Below are 20,705 nucleotides of genomic sequence, written 5' to 3' on the forward strand. Positions count from 1 at the left end.
TCGTCTTCGGCGTGGCAGCGTCGCCTCGCACGCGCGTCCTCAAAAGGTGTAGGTGAAGTTGGCGTACAGCTGACGCCCGATCGCACTGTACACGCGCGGGAAGTACGGCCAGGTGGTGTAGGTGTCGTCGCGCGGGTGGATCTTGTCGAACACGTTCAACACGCTGAGGCCGAGCGTGGCCTTGTCGGTGATCCGCTTGGCGATGTCCGCGTTCCAGATCACGTACGGCGCCACGCGTGCGCTCTCGGCGTAATTGGGACGCGAGCCGTAGCGGTAGCCGTACAGGCTGGTCGACCAGTCGCCGATGTTCCAGTTCACACGCCAATTGGTGCGGGTGCGGAATGCCAGGTAATCGACGTCGTTCATCACATCCACCGGCTTGGCCCCGGCGAACTGCGCCACTTCCATCTTCAGCACGCGGGTATAGCCGGCCTGCAGGCCGAGCGCGCCCCAGTCGCCAACGTCGACGTTGTAGCGCAGGTTGGCGTCCACGCCATCGGTGCGCATCAGCGACTGGTTGATCGGGAAGGTTTCGAACGCGGTGATCTGGCCTTCGGCGGTGAGGTCAGTGCCGGGGCTGCGGGTCACCGACTGGATGTAGAACTGGCAGGCCGCCGACGCGGTATCTACTGCATTGCCGGCGCGATCGCTGCCGAGCAGGCAGTTGGCGTTGTTCTCCAGCAGGCTCTCGCTGGAAATCGACTCGACCCGGCCCTCCAGTTCGATGCGGTAGTAGTCCGCGCTCAGCGACAGCGTCGGCAGCACGTCCCACACGAAGCCCAGCGTGGTCGACTTGCCCTTTTCCTCCTCCAGCGACGGATTGGACGACTGGGTGGAGAAGGTCTGGTACTCGTGCGCACTCGAACACGCGGCCGACAGCGGATCCAGGCCGTCGCGACGGCACAGATATTCGTCGGTGACGGTGGGATTGTTGGCGCTGGTGCCGGCATAGATCCACAGCAGGTCCGGCGCGCGGAAACTGGTGGCGTGGCTGCCGCGCAGCAGCAGGCTGTCGAACGGCCGCCATTCCAGCCCGGCCTGCCAGGTGGTGGCATCGTCGACCGCGGTGATGTCGTCGTACTTGTCGTAGCGCCCGGCCAGCGTCGCACTGAGCCGGCTGAAGATCGGCACGCGCAGTTCCAGGCCGGCAGCGTAGCGGTCGCGCGGGCCGCCGCCCGGAGTCTGGGTCAGGTTGTAGATGCGCTCGCTGCCGGTGTAGTCCACGGTGGTGCGCGGATCCGGAGCGAGGTCGTACTTCTGACGCGCCGCCTCCAGCACGGTGGCGATCTGCACCATGCCGGCCGGCAGTGCAAACAGGTCGCCGCTGAACACGAACTGGGCCTGGTCGGTGCTGGATTCGCCGCGGCTCACCACCTCGGTGGTGAGCTGGTCGTACAGCGCCGCGCTGCCCGGTGCGAACAGTTTGTCGGCGTAGAACTCGCGGATCTCGGTGCCGTCGGGCCGATAGCCCAGCAGCGGACCCATGTAGTAGTCGCGCACCGCGTTGGTGAGGAAGCGCGGGCGCCGCGTGGTGATGTCGTAGCGCGACATCGACACGCTCGCGTCCCAGTCGAAGCGGCCGTCGAACAGCTTGCCGCGCACGCCGACGTTGAGGTTCCAGGACTTCTCGTCGTACTCGATGTTCTTGATCCCGCCCACTTCCGACGGCAGGAAGATGCGCTGCGCGGTGACCAGGCCCAGGTCCGGATCGTAGACGGTGAACGCGCCCTCGCCGATGTAGTAGTGGGTCTGGCTGGAGCTTTCGTCCTTGGAGCGGTTGGCCAGCACCTGCGCATAGGCGGTGACGTCGTCGCTGAAATCGAAACTGCCTGACAGATACGCGGACGTCTTGCCGTAGCCGTTCTGCACCGAGCGGCCTTCGTAGTAGCCGAACGCGCCGCAGCGATTGGCCGCGGCCAGGCTGTCGGCGGTCTTGTACGGCACGAACGCCGGGTTGGTTGCCGCGCAGGCCGCGTCCAGCGCGCTGGCCGACGTGGACAGGGTGCCGCCGCTGGGCCACAGATAGGTGTTGCCGCGGCGCAGGTAGACCCCGGAAATCGAGGCATTGGGGCTGGACGGATCGGCCTTGTTGGCCGGATGGTCGTAGTACGAATCCATGAAGTCGCGCTGGCTGGCGACGATCGCTTCGCGGTCCAGCCGTTCGAACGCGTAGGTCAGGCTCCAACGGTCGCCGGTGCGCCCGCCGCTCCATTGCAGCTGGCCGCTGTCGCCACCGCCGCGCGTGCTGGTGCCGCCACGCAGACGCAGCGTGTCGCCGCTGAAATCGCGCTTGGTGATGATGTTGACCACACCGGCCACCGCATCGGAACCATAGATCGCCGAGGCGCCGCCGCTCATCACCTCGATGCGCTCCACCGCCGCGGCGGGAATGCTGCCCAGGCTCACCGCGGTGCCGTTGGCGCCGTAGGACTGCGGGTAATCGGCCATGCGCTTGCCGTTGAGCAGGATCAGCTGATAGCCCGGACCGAGGCCGCGCAGGTTGAGGTATTGGCCGTTGGGCGAACTGCCGGTCTGATCGCTTTCGTTGAAGGCGCTGCCGCTGAACTGGGTCAGCGTGCCGAGCGATTCCCACACCGTACTGAAGCCCTGCTTCTGGATGTCCTGCGCGGTGATGACGGTCACCGGCGCCGGCCCTTCCACCTGCGAGCGGGCGATGCGCGAACCGGTGACGGTGACCTTGTCCAGGTCGCGCGTGGCGGTGGCCGCGTCCTGCGCCGCGGCGAGCGGCGGCACCGCGAACCCGGCCAGCAGCGCGAGCGCGAGGCGAGACGGTCGGAGGGGACAACGGGAGTGCTGGACTCGGGTGGGCATGCGGCTCTCTCCTGCAATCGACGACGGACGCTGACGACGGCACCCCAAGTCGACGCAGGCCAACAGCCGGCCGCCTTCCCTGGGCACCTACGCGGACAACATGGCACACGGCCGCAGCACGGCGCCCTCCTCTGTAATCGTGACTTTCCCCAGGTGCGGATGCCCAACAGCGCCCCCTGCGACGTGCGCCCGCAACCCCCAGGCCATCGCCTCGCTGCTGACGGGACCGGCGCCTGTCGCCACCGGTTCCTCGCCCCTGCGTTTTTGGTTTAGCACGGCGCGAAATGGCATGTCAATCGAGCATTCTTGACAAGCCGGATCGAGGAAATGACTATTCGGAAGCCGACGCGCAGCCGTCCGGCGCTCTTTCCACCGCCCGGGGTCCGATGAACACGATGCGTGGCCTGTGTCTGTTACTGGCCGCAGCATTGAGCGCGCCCATCGCCGCGGCCAGCGTTGCAGGCGATGTGCCGTTCCAAGTGCAGGCCAGCCAACTGCAGGCGGAGTACTGGATCGCGCGCGTGCCCGATGCACAGCCACCGCTGCTCGACGCGGCGCAAGTGCAGGCCTTCAATGCGCACCTGCTGCGCCACGATGCCTCGATGCACGACTTGCAGGCGTTGCCCGATCGCTACAGCGCAGCGCAGGTCCGCGCGCAGGTGCTGACGCTGTCGGCGCCGCCGACGCGCACGCTCTATGACGCGCGCGGCGCCACGCTCGATGCGGTGCAGTTGGCAGCGCTGCAGTCCGCGCTCGCCCTGGACACGATTCCCGCGCAGGTCGCGCCACGTTACGCACTGGTGGTCCGCCGCGCCGACCTGCGCACCTTCCCGACCCGGCAACGCGTTTTCAGCAGCCGCGACGACCACGACATCGACCGCTTCCAGGAATCGGCGCTGTATCCCGGCATCGCGGTGGCGATCCTGCACGCCAGCCGCGACGGCCAGTGGCTGTTCGTGCTGGCGCCGAACTACGCGGCATGGATCGAACGCGAACGCGTGGCCGAAGGCGATCGCGACAGCGTGCTCGGCTACGCGCAAAGCACGCCGCGGCTGGTGGTGACTGGCGCGCGTGCGCTGACCGCCTTCACCCCGGAACTGCCGGCGGCGTCGCAACTGTCCTTGGACATGGGCAGCAGCCTGCCGTTGCGCGAAGACTGGCCGGCGCAACAGGCGGTCAACGGCCAGTCGCCGCTGGCCGCCTACGTGGTGCAGCTGCCCTTGCGCGACGACGATGGCCGGCTGCGGCTGGCGCCCGTGCTGGTGCCGCGCGGTGCCGACGTCGCCACCGCACCGCTGCCGGTGACGCAACGCAACCTGCTGCGTCAGGCATTCAAATTCCTCGGCGAGCGCTACGGCTGGGGCAACGACTACGACGCGCGCGACTGCAGCGGCTTCGTCTCCGACGTCTACCGCAGCCTGGGCATCGCGTTGCCGCGCAATACCGGCGACCAGGCGCGCAGCCCCAGCCTCGCCGCCGTTCCCTACACGGCGGCCGCGCCGCTGGCGCAACGGCAACAGGCGCTGGCGCAACTGCAGGTCGGCGATCTGGTGTACATCCCCGGCCACGTGATGATGGTGATCGGCCACGAGCGCGGCCATACCTGGGTGATCCACGACGTGGCCGGCGCCAGCTACCGCGACGCGTCCGGGCAGCTGCAGCGCGCGCACCTCAACGGCGTCTCGGTGACCCCATTGGAACCAATGCTGCTCAGCGACGGCGTGCCCTTCATCGACCGCATCACCCGCATCCAACGCGTCCGCCCGCGCCCTATCGAATGAAGATCACCGACATCCAACTGGGCATGCTGCGCGTGCCGCTGAAGACCCCGTTCAAGACCGCGCTGCGCACCGTGGAAACGGTCGAGGACGTGGTGGTGCTGGTGCACACCGACAGCGGCCACATCGGCTATGGCGAAGCGCCGGCCACCGCGCCGATCACCGGCGACACCCACGGCTCGATCATCGAAGCGATCGACCGCTTCATCAAGCCGCGCCTGATCGGCGAGGACGTGGCCAACCTCAACCGCCTCACCGGGCTGATCCAGGGTGCGCTGGAGCGCAACAGCAGCGCCAAGGCCGCGGTGGAAATCGCCGTCTACGACCTGTGGGCGCAGCTGTACGGCGCGCCGCTGTACCAAATGCTCGGCGGCGGCGATCCGGTGATCAGCACCGACATCACCATCAGCGTGGACGCCATCGACAAGATGGTGGCCGATGCGCTGTCCGCGCTCGGGCGCGGCTTCACGGCGCTGAAGATCAAGGTCGGCAAGGACATCGACGTGGACATCGAGCGGGTCAAGGCGATCCACGTCGCGGTCGCAGGCCGCGCCTTGCTGCGCCTGGACGCCAACCAGGGCTGGACGCCGAAGCAGGCGGTGTACGCGATGCGCACGCTGGAAGACGCCGGCGTAGCGCTGGAACTGCTGGAGCAACCGGTCAAGGCCTGGGACATCGACGGGCTGAAGTACGTGACCGAGCGGGTCGACACGCCGGTGATGGCCGACGAGAGCGTCTTCTCACCGACACAGGTCTTCGACCTGATCCAGCGCCGCGCCGCCGACATCATCAACATCAAGCTGATGAAGACCGGCGGGCTGTCGAACGCGATCCGCATCGCCGACATCGCCGCGCTGTATGGGGTGCAATGCATGATCGGCTGCATGCTCGAGTCGAGCATCAGCGTGGCGGCGGCGGTGCACCTGGCGGTGGCCAAGGCCGACATCATCACCAAGGTGGACCTGGACGGCCCGTCGCTGGGCATGTTCAACCCGGTGGACGGCGGGGTGATCTTCGACGAGTCGCAGATCACCATCACCGACGCGCCAGGCCTGGGCATCCGCGAGATCCGCGGCCTGGAATTGCTGCCGCCGCGCGGGTGATCTGGGCGCGTCGGCGCATGCGCTGCAATGCGCACGGCCGGCGCATGCGACAGTTTCCATCGCGATCGCGCTTGCCATCACCACGTGCGGCGGTGACGCCAGTGCGTGTCAAGGCGGCAACCACCGGGACTTCGGCAGGCGTCATCTGAAACGCTAAACAGATCTCGGTTGCCACCTGCTTTTGTTTTGCTCTGCTCTGCTGTGCTCTGCTGTGCTGTTGCTTCTGCTTTTGCTTTTACCGGGTTCCCTTCCGCAGCGGCGGATGGACCGGGGAAAAACCCGAAGGGCGGCGCACAGGGATGTGCGCCGTTCGCGGCAGGGGCAGGATGCCCCTTCCGCGAATCCCCGGTGCATCCGCGGACCCGTAGCGCGCAGCGCGGAGGGCGCAAGGCAGGGCGCGCTTTCTTTTGGTTACTTTTCTTTGCGCGAGCAAAGAAAAGTGACCCGCCAAGGGCGGAAGCCTTTGCTTTGGTGTTTGTTTTTGTTTGCTTCGGTGTTGCTTTTGTAGGAGCGGCTTCAGCCGCGACACCTTCCTGACAGAATCAGTCGCGGCTGAAGCCGCTCCTACAATGATTCCTCCATCGCCATCGCCATCGCAAAGGCAACAGCTTTCGCCTGCGGCGAGTTACTTTTCTTTGCTTGTGCAAAGAAAAGTAACCAAAAGAAAGCACACCCTACTTCGCGCCCTCCGCGCTTCGCGCTCCGGGTCCGCGAATAGGACGGGATTCGCGGAAGGGGCATCCTGCCCCTGCCGCGAACGGCGCACATCCCTGTGCGCCGCCCCTTCGGGGTTTTTCCCGCCCTATTCGCCGCTACGTAAGGGACCCGGTAAATCAAGATCAAAAGCAAAAAAAGCAACAGCAACAGCAACAGCGGCGGCGGCGGCGGCGGCGGCGCACGATAAAGCTGCGCAGCAAGCCGAGTGAGCTTGCTGCGTCGCGCGCGCACTGCCAACAGCCCCCACCACAACGCACCACACCATCGGCACGCCGATCCACAGCGCCTGCCGACACCGCACGGACTGTCTACGTGCATGATCACGCGCCGCACAGCGAACAACTGTTGTACCTTGCAGCATTGCTGCATCTGCTCGACTTCGCGGTCGGTCCGATGCGCCAAACCAACCGACCGCAGGCGGCAGCTGGCGGTGAACCTGCAGCGGGCCCAGCACCTGCCCGATGCCCGATCGTGACCGGAGATGCGCATGCCGAAATTCCCATGGTTGTCCGCCCTGACGCAGACCGGCAGCGTCCGCCGCAACTGTCTGGCGGCCATGGCACTGCTGTGCATCGCCGTGACCGGCACGTGCCTGGCCGCCACCGGCGACCCCACGCCACCGGCATTGCAACAGGCGCGCCAGCTGGTGCTGGTTGTGGCACCGGACTGGGACAGCCCGCGCGGCCAGCTGCAGGCGTTCGAACGCACGGCGCAGGGCTGGCGCGCGCACGGCCAGCGCTTCGATGTCGCGCTCGGCCGCAACGGCAGCGCCTGGGGGCTGGGCCTGCATCCGGCGCAGAGCGACGGCCCGCAGAAGCGCGAAGGCGACGGCCGCAGCCCGGCCGGCATCTTCAGCATCGGCGAAGCCTTCGGTTACGCCCAGCGCATCGACAGCGCACTGCCGTACCAGCCGATGCAGCAGAGCAGCTATTGCATCGACGTGCCCGATTCGCCGCTGTACAACCGCATCGTCGACGCCGACCGGGTCGGCGCCGACGCGGTGGCCGGCTCCACCGAGCCGATGCGCCTGGACCTGCACCACGACGGCGACCGTCGCTACGAAGAAGGCTTCGTGATCGGCCACAACCCGCAGGCGCGGCCCGGCGCCGGCAGCTGCATCTTCGCCCACCTGTGGCGTGCCGCGGGCGAGGCCACCGCCGGCTGCACCGCGATGGAGCCGGCCAACATGCAGCGCCTGCTGGCCTGGCTGCGGCCGGATGCCGCGCCGCTGTTCGTGCTGCTGCCACGCAAGGACTACGCACGCCTGCGCGGCGCCTGGGCGTTGCCCGCGGCGGAGCCGGCACCATGAGCCACGCACCCGAACCGAGCCTGGTCCGCGCGGTCAGCCGCTGGCAGATCGTCGGGCTGTCGATCAACGACGTGATCGGCAGCGGCATCTACCTGCTGCCCGCCGCCACCGCCGCGCTGCTCGGGCCGATGAGCCTGTGGGCGGTGCTGCTCGCCGGGCTGGCGGTGGGGTTGCTGGTGCTGTGCTACGCGCAGGCGGCCAGCTATTTCGACGAGCCCGGCGGCAGCTACCTGTATACGCGCGAGGCGTTCGGCCGCTTCGCCGGCTTCGAGATCGGCTGGATGATCTGGCTGACCCGGATCAGTTCGGCGGCCGCGCTCGGCAACGGCCTGGCCGATGCGGTGGTGCGCTTCTGGCCGGCCGCGGCCAGCGGCGGCGCGCGCCTGGCGATCGTGGTCGGCTCGCTCGGCCTGCTCACCGCGATCAACGTGATCGGGGTGAAGTCGGCCGCGCGCACCGGCGTGGCGCTGGTGATCGGCAAGCTGGTGCCGCTGCTGCTGTTCGTGGCCATCGGCCTGTTCTACGTGGACTGGTCGTGGGCGTTCTCGGGCCAGGCGCCGGACCCGCGCGACTTCGGCAACATGGGCGAAGCGGCGCTGCTGTTGCTGTTCGCCTACGCCGGTTTCGAGAACATCCCCGCCGCCGCCGGCGAATACCGCAATCCGCGCCGCGACGTGCCGTTCGCGCTGATCACCATGATCGTCACCGTCACCCTGATCTACGCCGCGGTGCAAGTGGTCGCGCAGGGCACGCTGGCGAACGTGGCGCAGTCGGCGACGCCGCTGGCCGATGCCGCCAGCGGCTTCGGCGGCGAGACGCTGGCGCTGATCCTCACCGTCGGCGCCACCATCTCCATCCTCGGCACCACCAGCAATACGGTGATGCTGGGGCCGCGCTTCCTGTTCGCATTGGCCCAGGACGGCTACGGCCCGGCGTTCCTGGCGCGGGTGCATCCGCGCTTCCGCACGCCCGCCGCGGCGATCCTGCTGCAGGGCGTGCTGTCGCTGGCGCTGGCGCTGTCCGGCTCGTTCGTGCAGCTGGCGCTGCTGTCGATGGTCACCCGCCTGTTCGCCTACATCGGCACCGCCGCGGCGGTGCTGGTGCTGGCACGGCGCTATGGCGACCGGCCCGGTGCGCTGCTCCTGCCCGGCGGCCCGTTGATTCCGCTGGCGGCCCTGCTGCTGGCGTTGGCATTGTTGCTTAGCGCCAGCTGGCAGAACCTGGCCGCGGCCGGCGTGGCGCTACTGGTCGGGGCGCTGTTCTACCGCTTCCCGCGCAAGGCGCCGTAGGTTTCGTCGGTCGGCGTAGCGCGGTAATGGCGCAATGGCGGGAGGCCCCATCCAGGGCCTCCGCACCGACACCACTCAGAACTTATACGTCAGCGTCAGCCGCACATTGCGCGGCTCACCCCAGGTGTAAGTGCTGTACCAGCTGAAGATCGTGTAGTAGTGCTTGTCGAGCAGGTTGTTGACGTTGAGCGTGGCCGACAGCCGATCGTTGAACGCGTAGCGCGCCATCGCATCGAACAGCCAATACGGCTCGGTACGATGGACCAGGCTGGCGCCGTTGGCCGGGTTGCTGATCGTGCCGAACGTGCTGCCCTGCCAACGCGCGCCGCCCCCCAGACTCCAGCCCTGCAGCGGCCCGCTCAAGCGATAGCTGGTGTGCAGGCTGAACTGGTCTTCCGGCTCCAGCGTGGACACCTTGATGGACTGCTGGCGGGCGATCTTGTGCGCATAACCGCCCTGCACCTGCCAGCCCGGTGCGAGCTGGCCGGACAGCTCCAGCTCATAGCCCTTGGTGCGTACGCCCATCAGGGCTTCGTAGGCGATACCGCCGCTGGGCGTCTTGCCACCGGTCGCTTGTGCGTAGTTGTCCTGTTCCAGCTGGAACACCGCGGCACTGGCGTTGAGGCGGCCGTCGTAGAACTCCCCCTTCAGGCCCGCCTCATAGCTGCGCCCTTCCAGCGGGTCGAGCACCTTGCCTCGCTCGTCCTGGTTGTCCTGCGGCTTGAAGATGGTGCTGTAGCTGGCGAACACGGAGAAATTGCGGTTGAGGTCGTAGACCAGACCCGCGTACGGCACGATCACGCCGCTCTTGTCGGTATCGGGCGATTTGTAGTTGGCAATGCGGCTGCCGACGATCAGCTTGAGCGGATCGGCCAGGTCGAAACGGCCCACCACGTAGGCACCGCTCTCGCGGGTGACTTCGTTGTTGCCGTAGCTCCACTGCCAGTCCGGCTCGGCAACATCGCCGGTCCAGGCGCGGTAGTCGGCCACGGCAGTCTGGTAACCCGACTGCGGCGAATAGCCGTTGTTGACCCAGCGCTTGCGCGACACGCTGCCACCGGCCACCAACTCGTGCTCGCGACCGAACCATTGGAACTTGCCGCTCACATACAGATCGGCCGCATTGCTGGTGGTCTTGCCCACGTACTTGCCCAGCCACATGCTCACCCCTTCCCCCGTCGCCGGGTCGGGATTGCCGCCCGCCGCCGCACCGAGCGCTGCGTCGTAGCCGTTGACCTGGTGATTGAGCTGCAGCTTGGCGACCCAATCGTTGCTGAAGGTGTGTTCCAGCGTGGCGAAGCCGGTGCGGACGTACTGGCCCCAGCGGCTCCAGCGCGCACCGTTGTTGAACGAGCGCGGCATCTTGTTGAAGTTGCCGTTGCTGTCCAGCAGCGGAATACCGCCCCAGCTCGACCCCTGCGGATCGCTGTCCTGGTAATCCGCGCCAACGGTGAGCAGCGTGCTGTCGGTGAGGTCGGCCTCGAGGATGCCGTAGAACACCTGGTTGCTGCGCTGGTAGTGGTCGACGTTGGAATGCTTGTCCTGGTAGGCGGCCACGGCGCGGCCGCGTACCCGCCCGCTTTCGGTCAGCGGTCCGCCGACATCCACTTCGGTCCGATAGCTGTCCCACGAACCCGCCCCCAGCGTGGCACTGCCGGCCAGTTCGCGGGTCGGCTTCTTGCGTACCAGGTTGATGGTCGCGCCCGGATCGCCCATGCCGGTCAGCAGGCCGGTGGCGCCCTTGAGCACTTCGACGCGATCGTAGATGGCCATGTCGCTGAGCGTATTGCCCGCCGAATACGCCGAATCGCGCGCCATCGGGATGCCGTCGTACTGGAAGTTCTGCACGGCAAAGCCGCGCGCGTAGTACTCGGTGCGCTCGCTGTCGTAGGTGACGATGCTGATGCCGGGGGTGACCTTCATGACGTCGTCGATGCCGTTGAGGGCGAAGTCATTCATTTCCTGGCGGGTGATCACACTGATCGACTGCGGCGTCTGCCGCGGGCTGAGCACCAGGCGGGTGGCGGTGGCGATCGTGCCGGGCGTGTAGGAATCAGTGCCTTCGGTGACGGTGCCCAGCTGGTTGGCGGTGACCTGCACCGTCTCCAGCGTCGGCGCAGCCTCCGGCGGCGCCGGTTCGGCCGGCACAGCGGCCGCGCCGGCGACAGGCGCGAACAGGGACAAGCCCAACACCCAGGACAACGCCTGCATCAACGCAGCGAGCGGCGGCAACGAGATGGCGCCACGACGATGGCGGTCGATCTGGGCAACACGGCACGGAGCAACGGGCACGACAACACCTCCAGGCAGGAAAGGAATCCTCTGGCGACGGCTGGAGGGAACAGGGACGCAGCGCGGCATGGACGCAGCGCGCTTGCGGCAGCGGAGCATACTCCCCCGCCGGACCGTTGTCACACCGTTCACGATTCGAGGCTGCATCGCGAGCGGCGCAGTGTTGCAGGCGCCATCGGCGAAGCGAAGGCGGCAATCGGCGGGACGCTGCCGGTTCGCGCCTTTCATGGCAATGCAACCGGGCGTAATCTCAGGCAACGCAACCCGCCGTTCTCCGAATAGGCGCCATGAACATCCATCTCCTGGTTCTGATCGAACTCGCAGCGGACGCTTTAAGCCGCCTGGAACGAGCGGGTTTCCATCCGCATGTCGCGTCGAATGCCGCGGATCTTGCCGCGCTGAAGCCGTCGCTGAGAAACCGGATCCGGGCCGCGCTGACCAACGGCTCCACCGGCCTGAGCGCCGAGCACATCGTGGCGCTGCCAAAACTGGAAATCATCTGCGCGCTCGGCGCCGGTTACGAAAACGTCGATCTGGCCGCCGCCGAAGCCGGCGGCATCGCCGTCAGCAACGGCGCGCGCACGAATGACGCCTGTGTCGCCGACCACGCCATGGCACTGCTGATGGCGATCGCACGCGGCATTGCGCAGGCCGACGCGGCGGTGCGCAGAGGGGAATGGACACGATCGCGACAGCCGCGCCCGACGATTTCCGGCAAGCGGCTCGGCCTTCTCGGCCTCGGCAATATCGGAATGCAGATCGCGCAGCGCGCCACCGGCGGCTTCGCCATGGCCGTGGCCTACCACACTCGCCGCCCGCGCGAGGCAACGCCATATCTCTACATGCCGACGCCTGTCGCCCTTGCCGAATGGTGCGATTTCCTGGTGATCGCCACGCCGGGCGGCACCACCACGGCCCACCTGGTCGATGCCGACGTCCTGCAGGCCCTTGGGCCGGATGGATTCCTCATCAATATTGCGCGCGGCAGCGTTGTGGATACGGCGGCGCTCGGCGACGCCTTGCAACATGGGCGCATTGCCGGGGCGGCGCTCGATGTGATCGAAGGCGAGCCGAACGTCCCCGAGCCGATCGCCCGGCTTTCCAACGTCATCCTGACCCCGCATATCGCCGGACGCTCGCCCGAGGCGATCGCTGCCACCGTGCAACTCGCCATCGACAATCTGTCAGCGCATTTTCACGGCTTGCCGTTGCCGACGCCGGTGCTCGCTCCGCCGGCATCCGGCGCTGCCGGCGCCAGCGCGCGCATGCGCAGCAGCAAGCCGCCGGTGTGCACCAGCGAGTAGGCGACCAGCGCGGCGGCGATCGCCAGGGTCAGCGCACTGGCGTTGTGCAGCGACTGCGCGCCGCCGCCGGAAAACGCACCGCTGGCCCAGCGCCAGGCCAGGCGCCCGATCAGCAGCACGCCGAGTCCGGCGCCGATCCAGGGGTTGGGCGTGTAGTAGCGCCGGCCTTCGAGCAATTCGATGCGGGTGTGGTGCAAGGCGAAAGCGCCCAGCGCCGCGCCGGCCACGACCCCCAGCGCCATGCCGAGACGGACCGGCGGCAGCACCGCCGCCAGGTAGCTCAGGCCGGCCGTCGCCAGCGACAGCAGCAGCATCCGCGCCACGGTCCGCCGCGGCTGCCAGGGCTGGCGGCCGAAATAGCGACGAATGCGCCGGTAGTACAGCCAGCCGATGCCGGCGGTGGCCAGGTATGGGGTCAGCAAGGCGATACCGGTAGCGGCCATGGGATCCTGCGGTGGGGAAGCGGCGTTGCCGGATCGTAATCCATCCGCGCCGCGCCGCGTAGCGGCACCTGGGCGTGCCGAAAAATAAACGCCCGCTTGCTCGCTTCATGCACCGATCACGCGATGCTGGAATCGCATTAACGGTGCCATCGCTAACGTCGGAAGCCACATTCGCCCAGGAGACGACGATGAGCGTTCCATATCAGATTCCCGGCCGCGCACCCAACGACGAGGACCGCAGCCTGGTCTCGCAATACTGGCGCGAGCAATTTACCGAGGAGCCTTACTACAGCGACGGCGAGCGCTTCGAGGACTACGAACCGGCGTACCACGCCGGGCACGAGGCGCGGGTGCGCAACTTCAATCTCGCCTACGAACAGGTCGAGGCGGAACTGCACCGCGACTGGGACAGCACCAAGGGATCGCAGACGCTGAGCTGGAGCAAGGCGCGTCATGCGGTGCGCCGCGCCTGGGAGCGGGCGGGTCAGGAATGAGTGGGTGATTGCCGCTGGAAAGGCTGCCGTTGCGGTCGCGTCGGCAGGCCTTTGCGAATCGCTGCGCGGCTATCGACGTGGCGCGGGTCGGGGTCGCGCGCGATTTCCGATGAGCTTGTTCGTTTCGGTGAGCGCCTCATGCGGACGGTTTTTGGTCGCGGCTGAAGCCGCTCCTACACGAGCCGCCCAGTAAGGCGTAGCCTCCTTTGCAGGAGCGGCTTCAGCCGCGACCGGCGCAACCGAACGCCCGATGGCGGCTGCACCGCAACCATTTCCCGCGCATAGCGGCCACATCCCGCCAACACGTCGCCACGCCGATCTCACCGGCGCGGCAACGCATCACCCTCGGCACGGTTCTGTTGGCTCAGCTCTCCACCGGCTGCAGCTTCAGCAAACGTCCGCCGCTGCCGTCTTCCAGCAGCCACAGCGCGCCATCCGGGCCCTGCTCCACTTCGCGGATGCGCTTGCCCATGTCGTAGCGCGCCGCTTCGCGGGCGTTCTCGCCGTTGAACTCGATGCGTACCAGCGACTGCGAGGACAGCCCGCCGATGAAGCCGTTGCCGCGCCACTGCGGGAAGGTGCTGCCACCGTAGATGACGAAACCGGCCGGCGAGATCACCGGCGTCCAGCTGACCTTGGGCGCGGCGAATTCCGGGCGCGTGGAATGGTCGGGAATCGGCCGGCCGTCGTAATGGTCGCCATTGGAGACGATCGGATAGCCGTAGTTGGCGCCGCGCTGGATCAGGTTCAGCTCGTCGCCGCCGGCCGGGCCCATCTCGTGTTCCCACAGCTGGCCGTTGGCGTCGAAGGCCAGGCCGAGCACGTTGCGATGGCCGAACGACCACACCTGCGCGGCGGCGCCGCCGCGGCGCGCGAACGGGTTGTCGTCCGGCACGCTGCCGTCGTCGTTGAGGCGCACGATCTTGCCCAGGTTGCCGCTCATGTCCTGCGCCGGATCGAACTTCTGCCGCTCGCTGGAACCGATCCACAGCTTGCGGTCGGGACCGAACGCCAGGCGGTGGCCGTAGTGGCCGTTGCCGGACACCTTGGGCTGCTGGCGCCAGATCACCTTCAGCTGCGACAGCGCACCGCCGCCATTGCCGTCCAGGGTCAGCTTGGCACGCGCCACCGCGCCGCCGCGGGTGGCGCCGCTGCCGGCCTCGGCGTAACTCAGATACACCCAGCCGTTCTGGGCGAAGCCCGGATGCGGCAGCACGTCGCCAAAACCGCCCTGGCCGCCATAGGCGACCGCGGGCACGCCGCTGACCGCGCCGGTGCGGCCGCTGGCCGGGTCGAAGCGCTTGAGCGTGCCGCCCTTCTCGCTGATCAGGGCGCTGCCGTCGGGCAGGAAGCTCATCGCCCAGGGCTCGTTGAAGCTGGCGAACGGCGTCGCCGAGAACGGCCAGTCGCCGCGCCGTTCGGCGCTCTTGGCGGCCGGCGCCGCGTGTGCGGCGGATACAGCCAGGCTCACCAGCAATGCACAGGCCAAACCCAGGGGAGAACGCTGCATGACGTGCACCTATCGGATGGGGTCGAAGGCCGAAGCTAGCAAACCCGGCGTGGACGGCAAGCATGCAGCGGCCAAGCCGTGGCCGCGATCACGCGCGGCGTTCGCGCCGCGTAGACAGGGCCGCCGCAGGCAGCGCATCGGCCTGCACCGGGCAGGCGCGCGTGCCGCTGCGCCTGCGCGCGGCGTCCCTACGCCTGCGGCAGCAACTCGAAGCCGACCGGCTCGCCGCTGGCGGACGACGCGCAGACCCACAGGTCGAACAGCCCCGGCTCGGCCGCGCAGCGGCCGTCGCGGCCGCTGAAGGCCAGGCTGCGGCGGTCCAGGGCGAACACCACGTCCATGCCCTGCCCAGGCGCCAGCTGCACCTTGCGGAAGCCCTTCAGTTCGCGCACCGGGCGCACCCGGCTGGCGACGCGGTCGTGCACGTACAGCTGCACCACTTCCTCGCCGGCGCGCGCGCCGACGTTGTCGATGCGGGTGGTCACGATCAGCGTCTCGTCCCAGCCCAGTTGCGTGCGATCCAGCTGCGGCGCGCCATAGGCGAAGCGGGTGTAGCCGATGCCGTGGCCGAACGGGTACAGCGGCGCGTTCGGGATCTCGCGCCAGCGCGCCTTGAATTCGCTCATCGTCGGCAGTTCCGGCCGGCCGGTGCGCGCGTGGTTGTAGAAGTAGGGCTGCTGGCCCGGATCGAGCGGGAAGCTGACCGGCAGCCGCGCCGACGGGTTGTAGTCGCCGAACAGCACATCGGCCACCGCCGGGCCGGTCTGCGTGCCCAGATACCAGGTCACCGCGATCGCCGCCGCGTCGCGCACCGCGCCCTGCAACGCCAGCGCGCGGCCGTTGCGCAGCAGCACCACCAGCGGCGTGCCGGTGGCGGCGACCGCCTCGGCCAGCGCCTGCTGCGCCGGCGGCAGCACGATCTGCGTGCGCGACTGCGCCTCGCCGCTGTAGCGCTGCGGCTCGCCCAGCGCCAGCACCGCCACGTCGGCGCCGCGCGCGGCCGCCACCGCGGCGGCGATGCCGCCGTCCAGCGGCGCTTCCAGCTCGCAGCCCGCCACCACGCTCAGCGCATCGGCGGCGTCCAGCGCGGCGCGCACGCCGGCTTCCAGGGTCACGTAGCGGGTCTTGTCGCCGAACAGGGTCCAGCAGCCCTCGATGTTCTCGCGGTCCTGCACGAACGGCCCGATCAGCGCGATCTTCTGCCCGCGCCTGCGCAGCGGCAGCACGTCGCCGTCGTTCTTCAGCAGCACGATCGAGCGCCGCGCCGCCTCGCGCGACAGCGCGTCGTGCGCGGCGATGTGCGACTGGTCGGCCTCGCGCGCCGGGTCCAGCGAGCGGTACGGATCGTCGAACAGGCCGATGGCTTCCTTCAGCGCCAGCACCCGCCGCACCGCCGCGTCCAGCGCGGCCATCGGCACTTCGCCGTCGGCCACCAGCGACGGCAGATGCGCGGCGTAGAAGCCGCTCTGCATGCTCATGTCCATGCCGGCCAGGAACGCCTTCCTGGTCGCGTCGCGCTCGTCGGCCGCATAGCCGTGCGCGATCAACTCCATGTCGGCGGTGTAGTCGGAGATCACCACGCCGGGAAATTCCCACTCGCCGCGCAGGATCTCGGTCAGCAGTTCGTGGTTGGCGCTGGCCGGCACGCCGTTGATGTCGTTGAACGAGGTCATCACGCTCAGCGCGCCAGCGCCGAACGCGGCCTGGAACGGCGGCAGGTGCACGTCGCGCAGGGTCTGCGGGGCGATGTCCACGCTGTTGTATTCCATGCCCGCGGCGACCGCGCCGTAGGCGGCGAAGTGCTTGGGCGTGGCCAGCAGCGCGTCGTGCGCGCGCAGGTCCGGGCCGTGGAAGCCGCGCACGCGCGCGGCGGCGAACGCGCAGCCCAGCACCACGTCCTCGCCGGCGCCCTCGGCGCCGCGGCCCCAGCGCTGGTCGCGGGCGATGTCCACCGCCGGTGCATAGGTCCAGTGGATGCCGGCGGCGGTGGCCTCGATCGCGGTGGCGCGCGCGGTGCGCTCGGCCAGTGCCGGCTCGAAGCTGGCGGCCTCGCCCAGCGGGATCGGAAACACGGTGCGCATGCCGTGGATCACGTCCGCGGCCAGGATCACCGGAATGCCCAGGCGGCTCTCTTCCAGCGCGGTCTGCTGGATCCGCCGCCCCAGCTCGGCGCCCACGCCGTTGAACAGCGAGCCGACCAGGCCGGCGCGCACCTGCTGCAGCACCTCGTCGGCATTGCTGACGTTCGCTTCCGGATTCACGTCCGGCGCGAACGGGCGCACCATGTCGGCAAAGACGCCGAGCTGGCCGACCTTCTCTTCGACGGTCATGCGGGCGATGAGCGATTCGATACGATCCGAAGCCATGGGGTCCTTTGAGAAAACGTTTACATAGCCGGCAATTCTAGCTCTCCGGCCAGAGGAAAGAGCAAATGCCGGCGCCGGATCCACCTCTTCAGAAAACTGTCTACCGCCGGCTGCCGACGCCGCCGCCCGCCCCCATGCGCCCCCGCATCCCGCAGCCCAGCCGTTTGCAGTGTGAGCGCGGCGACCCGGGCCGGCCACGGCCGGCACGCAGTACCTGCCAGCGACGGCGATCGCGCCTGCGCTTCCCTTCAGCGACGGCCGGACTGCATCTCAAACATCTTGCGACACCTTGCCCGCACCGCCCTCGGCGGCGATGCGCGGCCGGCGCCATGCCGGCCGCGGCCGCCTCACGAACTGAAATAGGCCTCGGCGATCGCGGTATGCAGGTAGCCCAGGTGGGTCTGGATCTCGTCCATGAACTCGGCCGAATTGTGATGCGCCAGATAGGCCGGGTCGGCATTGCGCACCAGCCCGTTGATCCGCATCAGCGCGCGCTCCACGTTCGGCCGCGAGGGCATCGTCGGCAGGATGTGCTGGGCGCGGGACAGGCAGAAATGCACGCTGCGCGGGAAATCGTTGTTCTGCAGCAGGAAGCGCAGCGCGTGCTCGCCGGTGACGCGCTGGCGCACGTGGCGCCGGTACATCTGGTAGGCGGCCAGCGAGCGCAGCACGCTCATCCACTGCATGTTCTGGTAGGCCTCCAGATCGTCGGCCTTGCGCGGCGTGATCAGGCCCGAGGCGCCGGCATCGATGATGCGCGTGGTCATGTCGGCCTGTTCGATCGCCGTGCCCAGGCGCAGGAACTGGAAGCCGATGTCGCGGCTGACGTTGGCGGTGAGCAGGCCGGACACCTTCAGGCAGGCGTCGGTGACGTGGCCGAGGAACTCCATCCGGTAGCGGCGGCCGACACTGCGCTCGCCGTTGGCGTCGATGTACAGGTGCAGGTCGTTGACCGCCTCCCACACTTCCTGCGGCAGCGTGTCGCGGATGCCGCGCAGCAGTTCGCGCGCCTGCCGCGCCGAACTGCGCAGCGAGGACGGATTGCGCTCATCCAGCAGCAGGAAGCGCACCACGTCGGCGTCGCCGACATCGTCGCCGGCCTGCGGGAACCAGACGTTGAAGATCTCGCCGGCGCCGACCGTATCGATCATCGGCCGCCAGGCGAAACGCACCGAGCGCGGCAGGTCCAGCTGCAGCAGGCTGCCCACCCCGACCAGCCGCGCCGTGGTTTCGGCGCGGCGCACATGCCGGCTGAACCAGTAGAGGTTGTCGGCGACCCGCGAGAGCATCAGTCCGTCTCCTCGTCCAGGTCCACCACCCAGGTGTCCTTGGCGCCGCCGCCCTGCGAGGAATTGACCACCAGCGAGCCCTCTTCCATCGCCACCCGGGTCAGCCCGCCGGTGGTGACGTAGACGTCCTCGCGCGACAGGATGAACGGGCGCAGGTCCAGATGCCGCGCCGACGGGCCGACCTCGGTCACGATCGGCGCGGTGGACAGGCCCAGCGTCGGCTGCGCCATATAGTTGCGCGGATCGGCCTGGATCAGCTTGCGGAACTCGTCGCGCTGGCGCTTGGTCGAGCGCGGCCCGATCAGCATGCCGTAGCCGCCGGATTCGTTGGCCGGCTTCACCACCAGCTGGTCGAGGTGCTCGAGCACGTACTTGCAGTCCTTGTCGTCGTGGCACAGGTAGCTGGGCACGTTGGGCAGGATCGGCTCCTCGTCCAGGTAATAGCGGATCATCTTCGGCACGTAGGCGAACACCACCTTGTCGTCGGCCACGCCGGCGCCGGGCGCATTGGCCAGCGCCACCTTGCCGGCGCGCCAGCTGCGGATCAGCCCGGGCACGCCGAGCACCGACTCGGGGTGGAACACCTCCGGATCGATGAACAGATCGTCGACCCGGCGATAGATCACATCGACCCGGCGCGGCCCGTAGATGGTGCGCATGTAGGTGCAGTCGTCGTCGGCGACGAACAGGTCGTCGCCCTCGACCAGTTCGATGCCCATCGCCTGCGCCAGGTAGGCGTGCTCGAAATAGGCGCTGTTGAAGATGCCCGGGGTCAGCAGCGCGATCACCGGCTGGTCGCCCGGGCGCGGCGACAGCGCGGCCAGGGTGTCGTACAACTGCGCCGGATACTCGTCCACCGGCAGGATCGCGCTGGTCTCGAACAGCTCCGGGAACACGCGCTTGGCGACCATGCGGTTTTCCAGCATGTACGACACGCCGCTGGGAATGCGCAGGTTGTCTTCCAGCGCGTACAGCGTGCCGTCGGCGTCGCGCACCAGGTCCGAGCCGCAGATATGCGCCCACACCCCCAGCGCCGGGGTAATGCCCACGCATTGCGGGCGGAAGTTCACCGAATGCTCCAGCAGCATCGCCGGGAACACCTTGTCCTTGACGATGCGCTGCGCGCCGTAGACATCGCCGATGAACAGGTTGAGCGCGCGCATGCGCTGCTTCAGCCCGGCCTCGGTGCGCTGCCATTCGCGCAGCGGGATCACCCGCGGAATCAGGTCGAACGGCAGCGTGCGATCGACGTTGCGGCCGTCGGAATAGACGGTGAAGGTGATGCCCATGACCCGCGCGGCGACATCGGCGGCGAGCTGGCGCTCGGACAGTTCGCGCCCGGACAGGCTGGACAGGTATTCGATGACCCGGCGGGCGGCCGGACGCGGCTGACCATCTGCCTGGATCAGCTCGTCGTAGGTGGCCGTGCGGTACTTGCTCCAGTCCATCGTGCCCCGTCGGTGTACGCCACCAGGCGCGGTCGGCCGAGTGTTGCGTTGCACAGCAACATGCCCGGAACCGGAATGAGCGTCAAGCGGCCGCGGCGAGGCCGCGGCCGGCCGCGCTCAGCCGGCGTCGCGGCTGCGCTCGATGATCACGCCCACCGCCTGCGCACCGCGCACCGCGCCCGGCTTGCTCAGCTTCAGCCGCAGCCAGCGCACGTCGAACTCGGCCAGCACCGCGGCCGCGCAGCGCTCGGCCAGCGTCTCCACCAGCCCGTAGTCGGACTGCTCGACCAGCTCCACCAGGCGCTTGCCGACCGCCTTGTAGTTGAGCGTATCGGCGATGTCGTCGCTGGCCGCCGGCACGCGGTTGTCGAAGCCCATCTCCAGATCGAAGCGCAGCGTCTGCCGGATCCGCCGCTCCCAATCGTAGATGCCGATCAGCGCGTCGATCTCTAGACCTTCGATGAAGACTTTATCCATGGGGAGCTGGGAATGGGGAACCGAGAATGGGGAATGGTAAGAGCAAACGCAAAA

The 20,705-nt window shown here is 68.3% G+C and carries 14 protein-coding genes; 6 read left to right on the top strand and 8 right to left on the bottom strand.

Annotation, left to right across the window (positions count from 1 at the left end):
* Window positions 1-39: 39 nt before the first annotated feature.
* Window positions 40-2,832, bottom strand: coding sequence for a TonB-dependent receptor plug domain-containing protein (locus FZ025_RS06860; RefSeq protein WP_053057280.1), 2,793 nt, complete (start codon window positions 2,830-2,832; stop codon window positions 40-42).
* A 386-nt stretch (window positions 2,833-3,218) separates the two neighbouring features.
* Between FZ025_RS06860 and FZ025_RS06865 the strand changes: the two genes are divergently transcribed.
* The 4 genes from FZ025_RS06865 to FZ025_RS06880 all read left to right on the top strand — a co-directional run bounded on the left by FZ025_RS06865 (window position 3,219) and on the right by FZ025_RS06880 (window position 9,028).
* On the top strand, window positions 3,219-4,613 hold the full coding sequence (locus FZ025_RS06865) for a C40 family peptidase (RefSeq protein ID WP_046979969.1): 1,395 nt from the start codon (window positions 3,219-3,221) through the stop codon (window positions 4,611-4,613).
* Window positions 4,610-5,713 (top strand): dipeptide epimerase, encoded by a 1,104-nt coding sequence (locus tag FZ025_RS06870; RefSeq protein ID WP_046979970.1) that lies wholly within the window; start codon window positions 4,610-4,612, stop codon window positions 5,711-5,713. The genes FZ025_RS06865 and FZ025_RS06870 overlap by 4 nt, the downstream gene beginning before the upstream one ends.
* A gap of 1,273 nt (window positions 5,714-6,986) precedes the next feature.
* Window positions 6,987-7,739, top strand: coding sequence for a L,D-transpeptidase family protein (locus tag FZ025_RS06875; protein ID WP_104558548.1), 753 nt, complete (start codon window positions 6,987-6,989; stop codon window positions 7,737-7,739).
* Entirely contained in the window at window positions 7,736-9,028 is a 1,293-nt protein-coding gene (locus FZ025_RS06880; protein ID WP_046979577.1) for an APC family permease, read from the top strand. Before FZ025_RS06875 ends, FZ025_RS06880 begins: the two co-directional genes overlap by 4 nt.
* Window positions 9,029-9,103: 75 nt before the next feature.
* Here the strand turns inward: FZ025_RS06880 and FZ025_RS06885 are convergent, their stop codons facing one another.
* Window positions 9,104-11,239, bottom strand: a complete 2,136-nt coding sequence (locus FZ025_RS06885; protein WP_046979584.1) for a TonB-dependent siderophore receptor — start codon at window positions 11,237-11,239, stop codon at window positions 9,104-9,106.
* Between the two features lie 368 nt (window positions 11,240-11,607).
* Here FZ025_RS06885 and FZ025_RS06890 point away from each other — a divergent pair, with 368 nt between their 5' ends.
* Window positions 11,608-12,624, top strand: a complete 1,017-nt coding sequence (locus FZ025_RS06890; RefSeq protein WP_046979578.1) for a 2-hydroxyacid dehydrogenase — start codon at window positions 11,608-11,610, stop codon at window positions 12,622-12,624.
* On the opposite strand, the gene FZ025_RS06895 is transcribed toward FZ025_RS06890, so the two are convergent.
* The gene (locus FZ025_RS06895) at window positions 12,516-13,067 is read right to left on the bottom strand and encodes a CcdC protein domain-containing protein (RefSeq protein ID WP_046979579.1); all 552 of its coding nucleotides are present in this window, start codon (window positions 13,065-13,067) and stop codon (window positions 12,516-12,518) included. The genes FZ025_RS06890 and FZ025_RS06895 overlap by 109 nt on opposite strands.
* A 188-nt stretch (window positions 13,068-13,255) precedes the next feature.
* On the opposite strand from FZ025_RS06895, the gene FZ025_RS06900 reads away from it, so the two are divergent.
* Window positions 13,256-13,561 carry a hypothetical protein gene (locus tag FZ025_RS06900; protein ID WP_046979580.1) on the top strand — a complete coding sequence of 102 codons (306 nt, stop codon included), beginning with the start codon at window positions 13,256-13,258 and terminating at the stop codon, window positions 13,559-13,561.
* A 364-nt stretch (window positions 13,562-13,925) separates the two neighbouring features.
* Here the strand turns inward: FZ025_RS06900 and FZ025_RS06905 are convergent, their stop codons facing one another.
* From FZ025_RS06905 to folB, 5 genes are all read right to left on the bottom strand, one after another.
* Entirely contained in the window at window positions 13,926-15,071 is a 1,146-nt protein-coding gene (locus FZ025_RS06905; protein ID WP_046979581.1) for a PQQ-dependent sugar dehydrogenase, read from the bottom strand.
* Window positions 15,072-15,259: 188 nt separating this feature from the next.
* Complete coding sequence (locus tag FZ025_RS06910; RefSeq protein WP_104558530.1) at window positions 15,260-17,437, bottom strand: glycoside hydrolase family 3 N-terminal domain-containing protein; 2,178 nt, start codon at window positions 17,435-17,437, stop codon at window positions 15,260-15,262.
* 347 nt (window positions 17,438-17,784) lie between these two features.
* Window positions 17,785-18,726: an alpha-E domain-containing protein gene (locus tag FZ025_RS06915; RefSeq protein WP_104558529.1), complete on the bottom strand. Its 942-nt coding sequence runs from the start codon at window positions 18,724-18,726 to the stop codon at window positions 17,785-17,787.
* Window positions 18,726-20,174 (bottom strand): circularly permuted type 2 ATP-grasp protein, encoded by a 1,449-nt coding sequence (locus FZ025_RS06920; RefSeq protein ID WP_046980962.1) that lies wholly within the window; start codon window positions 20,172-20,174, stop codon window positions 18,726-18,728. Before FZ025_RS06920 ends, FZ025_RS06915 begins: the two co-directional genes overlap by 1 nt.
* Before the next feature lie 117 nt (window positions 20,175-20,291).
* Window positions 20,292-20,651, bottom strand: coding sequence for a dihydroneopterin aldolase (gene folB / locus FZ025_RS06925; protein WP_046980963.1), 360 nt, complete (start codon window positions 20,649-20,651; stop codon window positions 20,292-20,294).
* Window positions 20,652-20,705: the final 54 nt, after the last annotated feature.

Origin of the sequence: Xanthomonas hyacinthi, assembly GCF_009769165.1 — a bacterium.
GTDB lineage: Bacteria > Pseudomonadota > Gammaproteobacteria > Xanthomonadales > Xanthomonadaceae > Xanthomonas_A > Xanthomonas_A hyacinthi.

Coding starts and splice junctions, on each gene's coding strand:
- FZ025_RS06860 (WP_053057280.1), bottom strand. CDS start 2,832: ATGCCCACCCGAGTCCAGCACTCCCGTTGTCCCCTCCGACCGTCTCGC.
- FZ025_RS06865 (WP_046979969.1), top strand. CDS start 3,219: ATGAACACGATGCGTGGCCTGTGTCTGTTACTGGCCGCAGCATTGAGC.
- FZ025_RS06870 (WP_046979970.1), top strand. CDS start 4,610: ATGAAGATCACCGACATCCAACTGGGCATGCTGCGCGTGCCGCTGAAG.
- FZ025_RS06875 (WP_104558548.1), top strand. CDS start 6,987: ATGGCACTGCTGTGCATCGCCGTGACCGGCACGTGCCTGGCCGCCACC.
- FZ025_RS06880 (WP_046979577.1), top strand. CDS start 7,736: ATGAGCCACGCACCCGAACCGAGCCTGGTCCGCGCGGTCAGCCGCTGG.
- FZ025_RS06885 (WP_046979584.1), bottom strand. CDS start 11,239: ATGCAGGCGTTGTCCTGGGTGTTGGGCTTGTCCCTGTTCGCGCCTGTC.
- FZ025_RS06890 (WP_046979578.1), top strand. CDS start 11,608: ATGAACATCCATCTCCTGGTTCTGATCGAACTCGCAGCGGACGCTTTA.
- FZ025_RS06895 (WP_046979579.1), bottom strand. CDS start 13,067: ATGGCCGCTACCGGTATCGCCTTGCTGACCCCATACCTGGCCACCGCC.
- FZ025_RS06900 (WP_046979580.1), top strand. CDS start 13,256: ATGAGCGTTCCATATCAGATTCCCGGCCGCGCACCCAACGACGAGGAC.
- FZ025_RS06905 (WP_046979581.1), bottom strand. CDS start 15,071: ATGCAGCGTTCTCCCCTGGGTTTGGCCTGTGCATTGCTGGTGAGCCTG.
- FZ025_RS06910 (WP_104558530.1), bottom strand. CDS start 17,437: ATGGCTTCGGATCGTATCGAATCGCTCATCGCCCGCATGACCGTCGAA.
- FZ025_RS06915 (WP_104558529.1), bottom strand. CDS start 18,726: ATGCTCTCGCGGGTCGCCGACAACCTCTACTGGTTCAGCCGGCATGTG.
- FZ025_RS06920 (WP_046980962.1), bottom strand. CDS start 20,174: ATGGACTGGAGCAAGTACCGCACGGCCACCTACGACGAGCTGATCCAG.
- folB (WP_046980963.1), bottom strand. CDS start 20,651: ATGGATAAAGTCTTCATCGAAGGTCTAGAGATCGACGCGCTGATCGGC.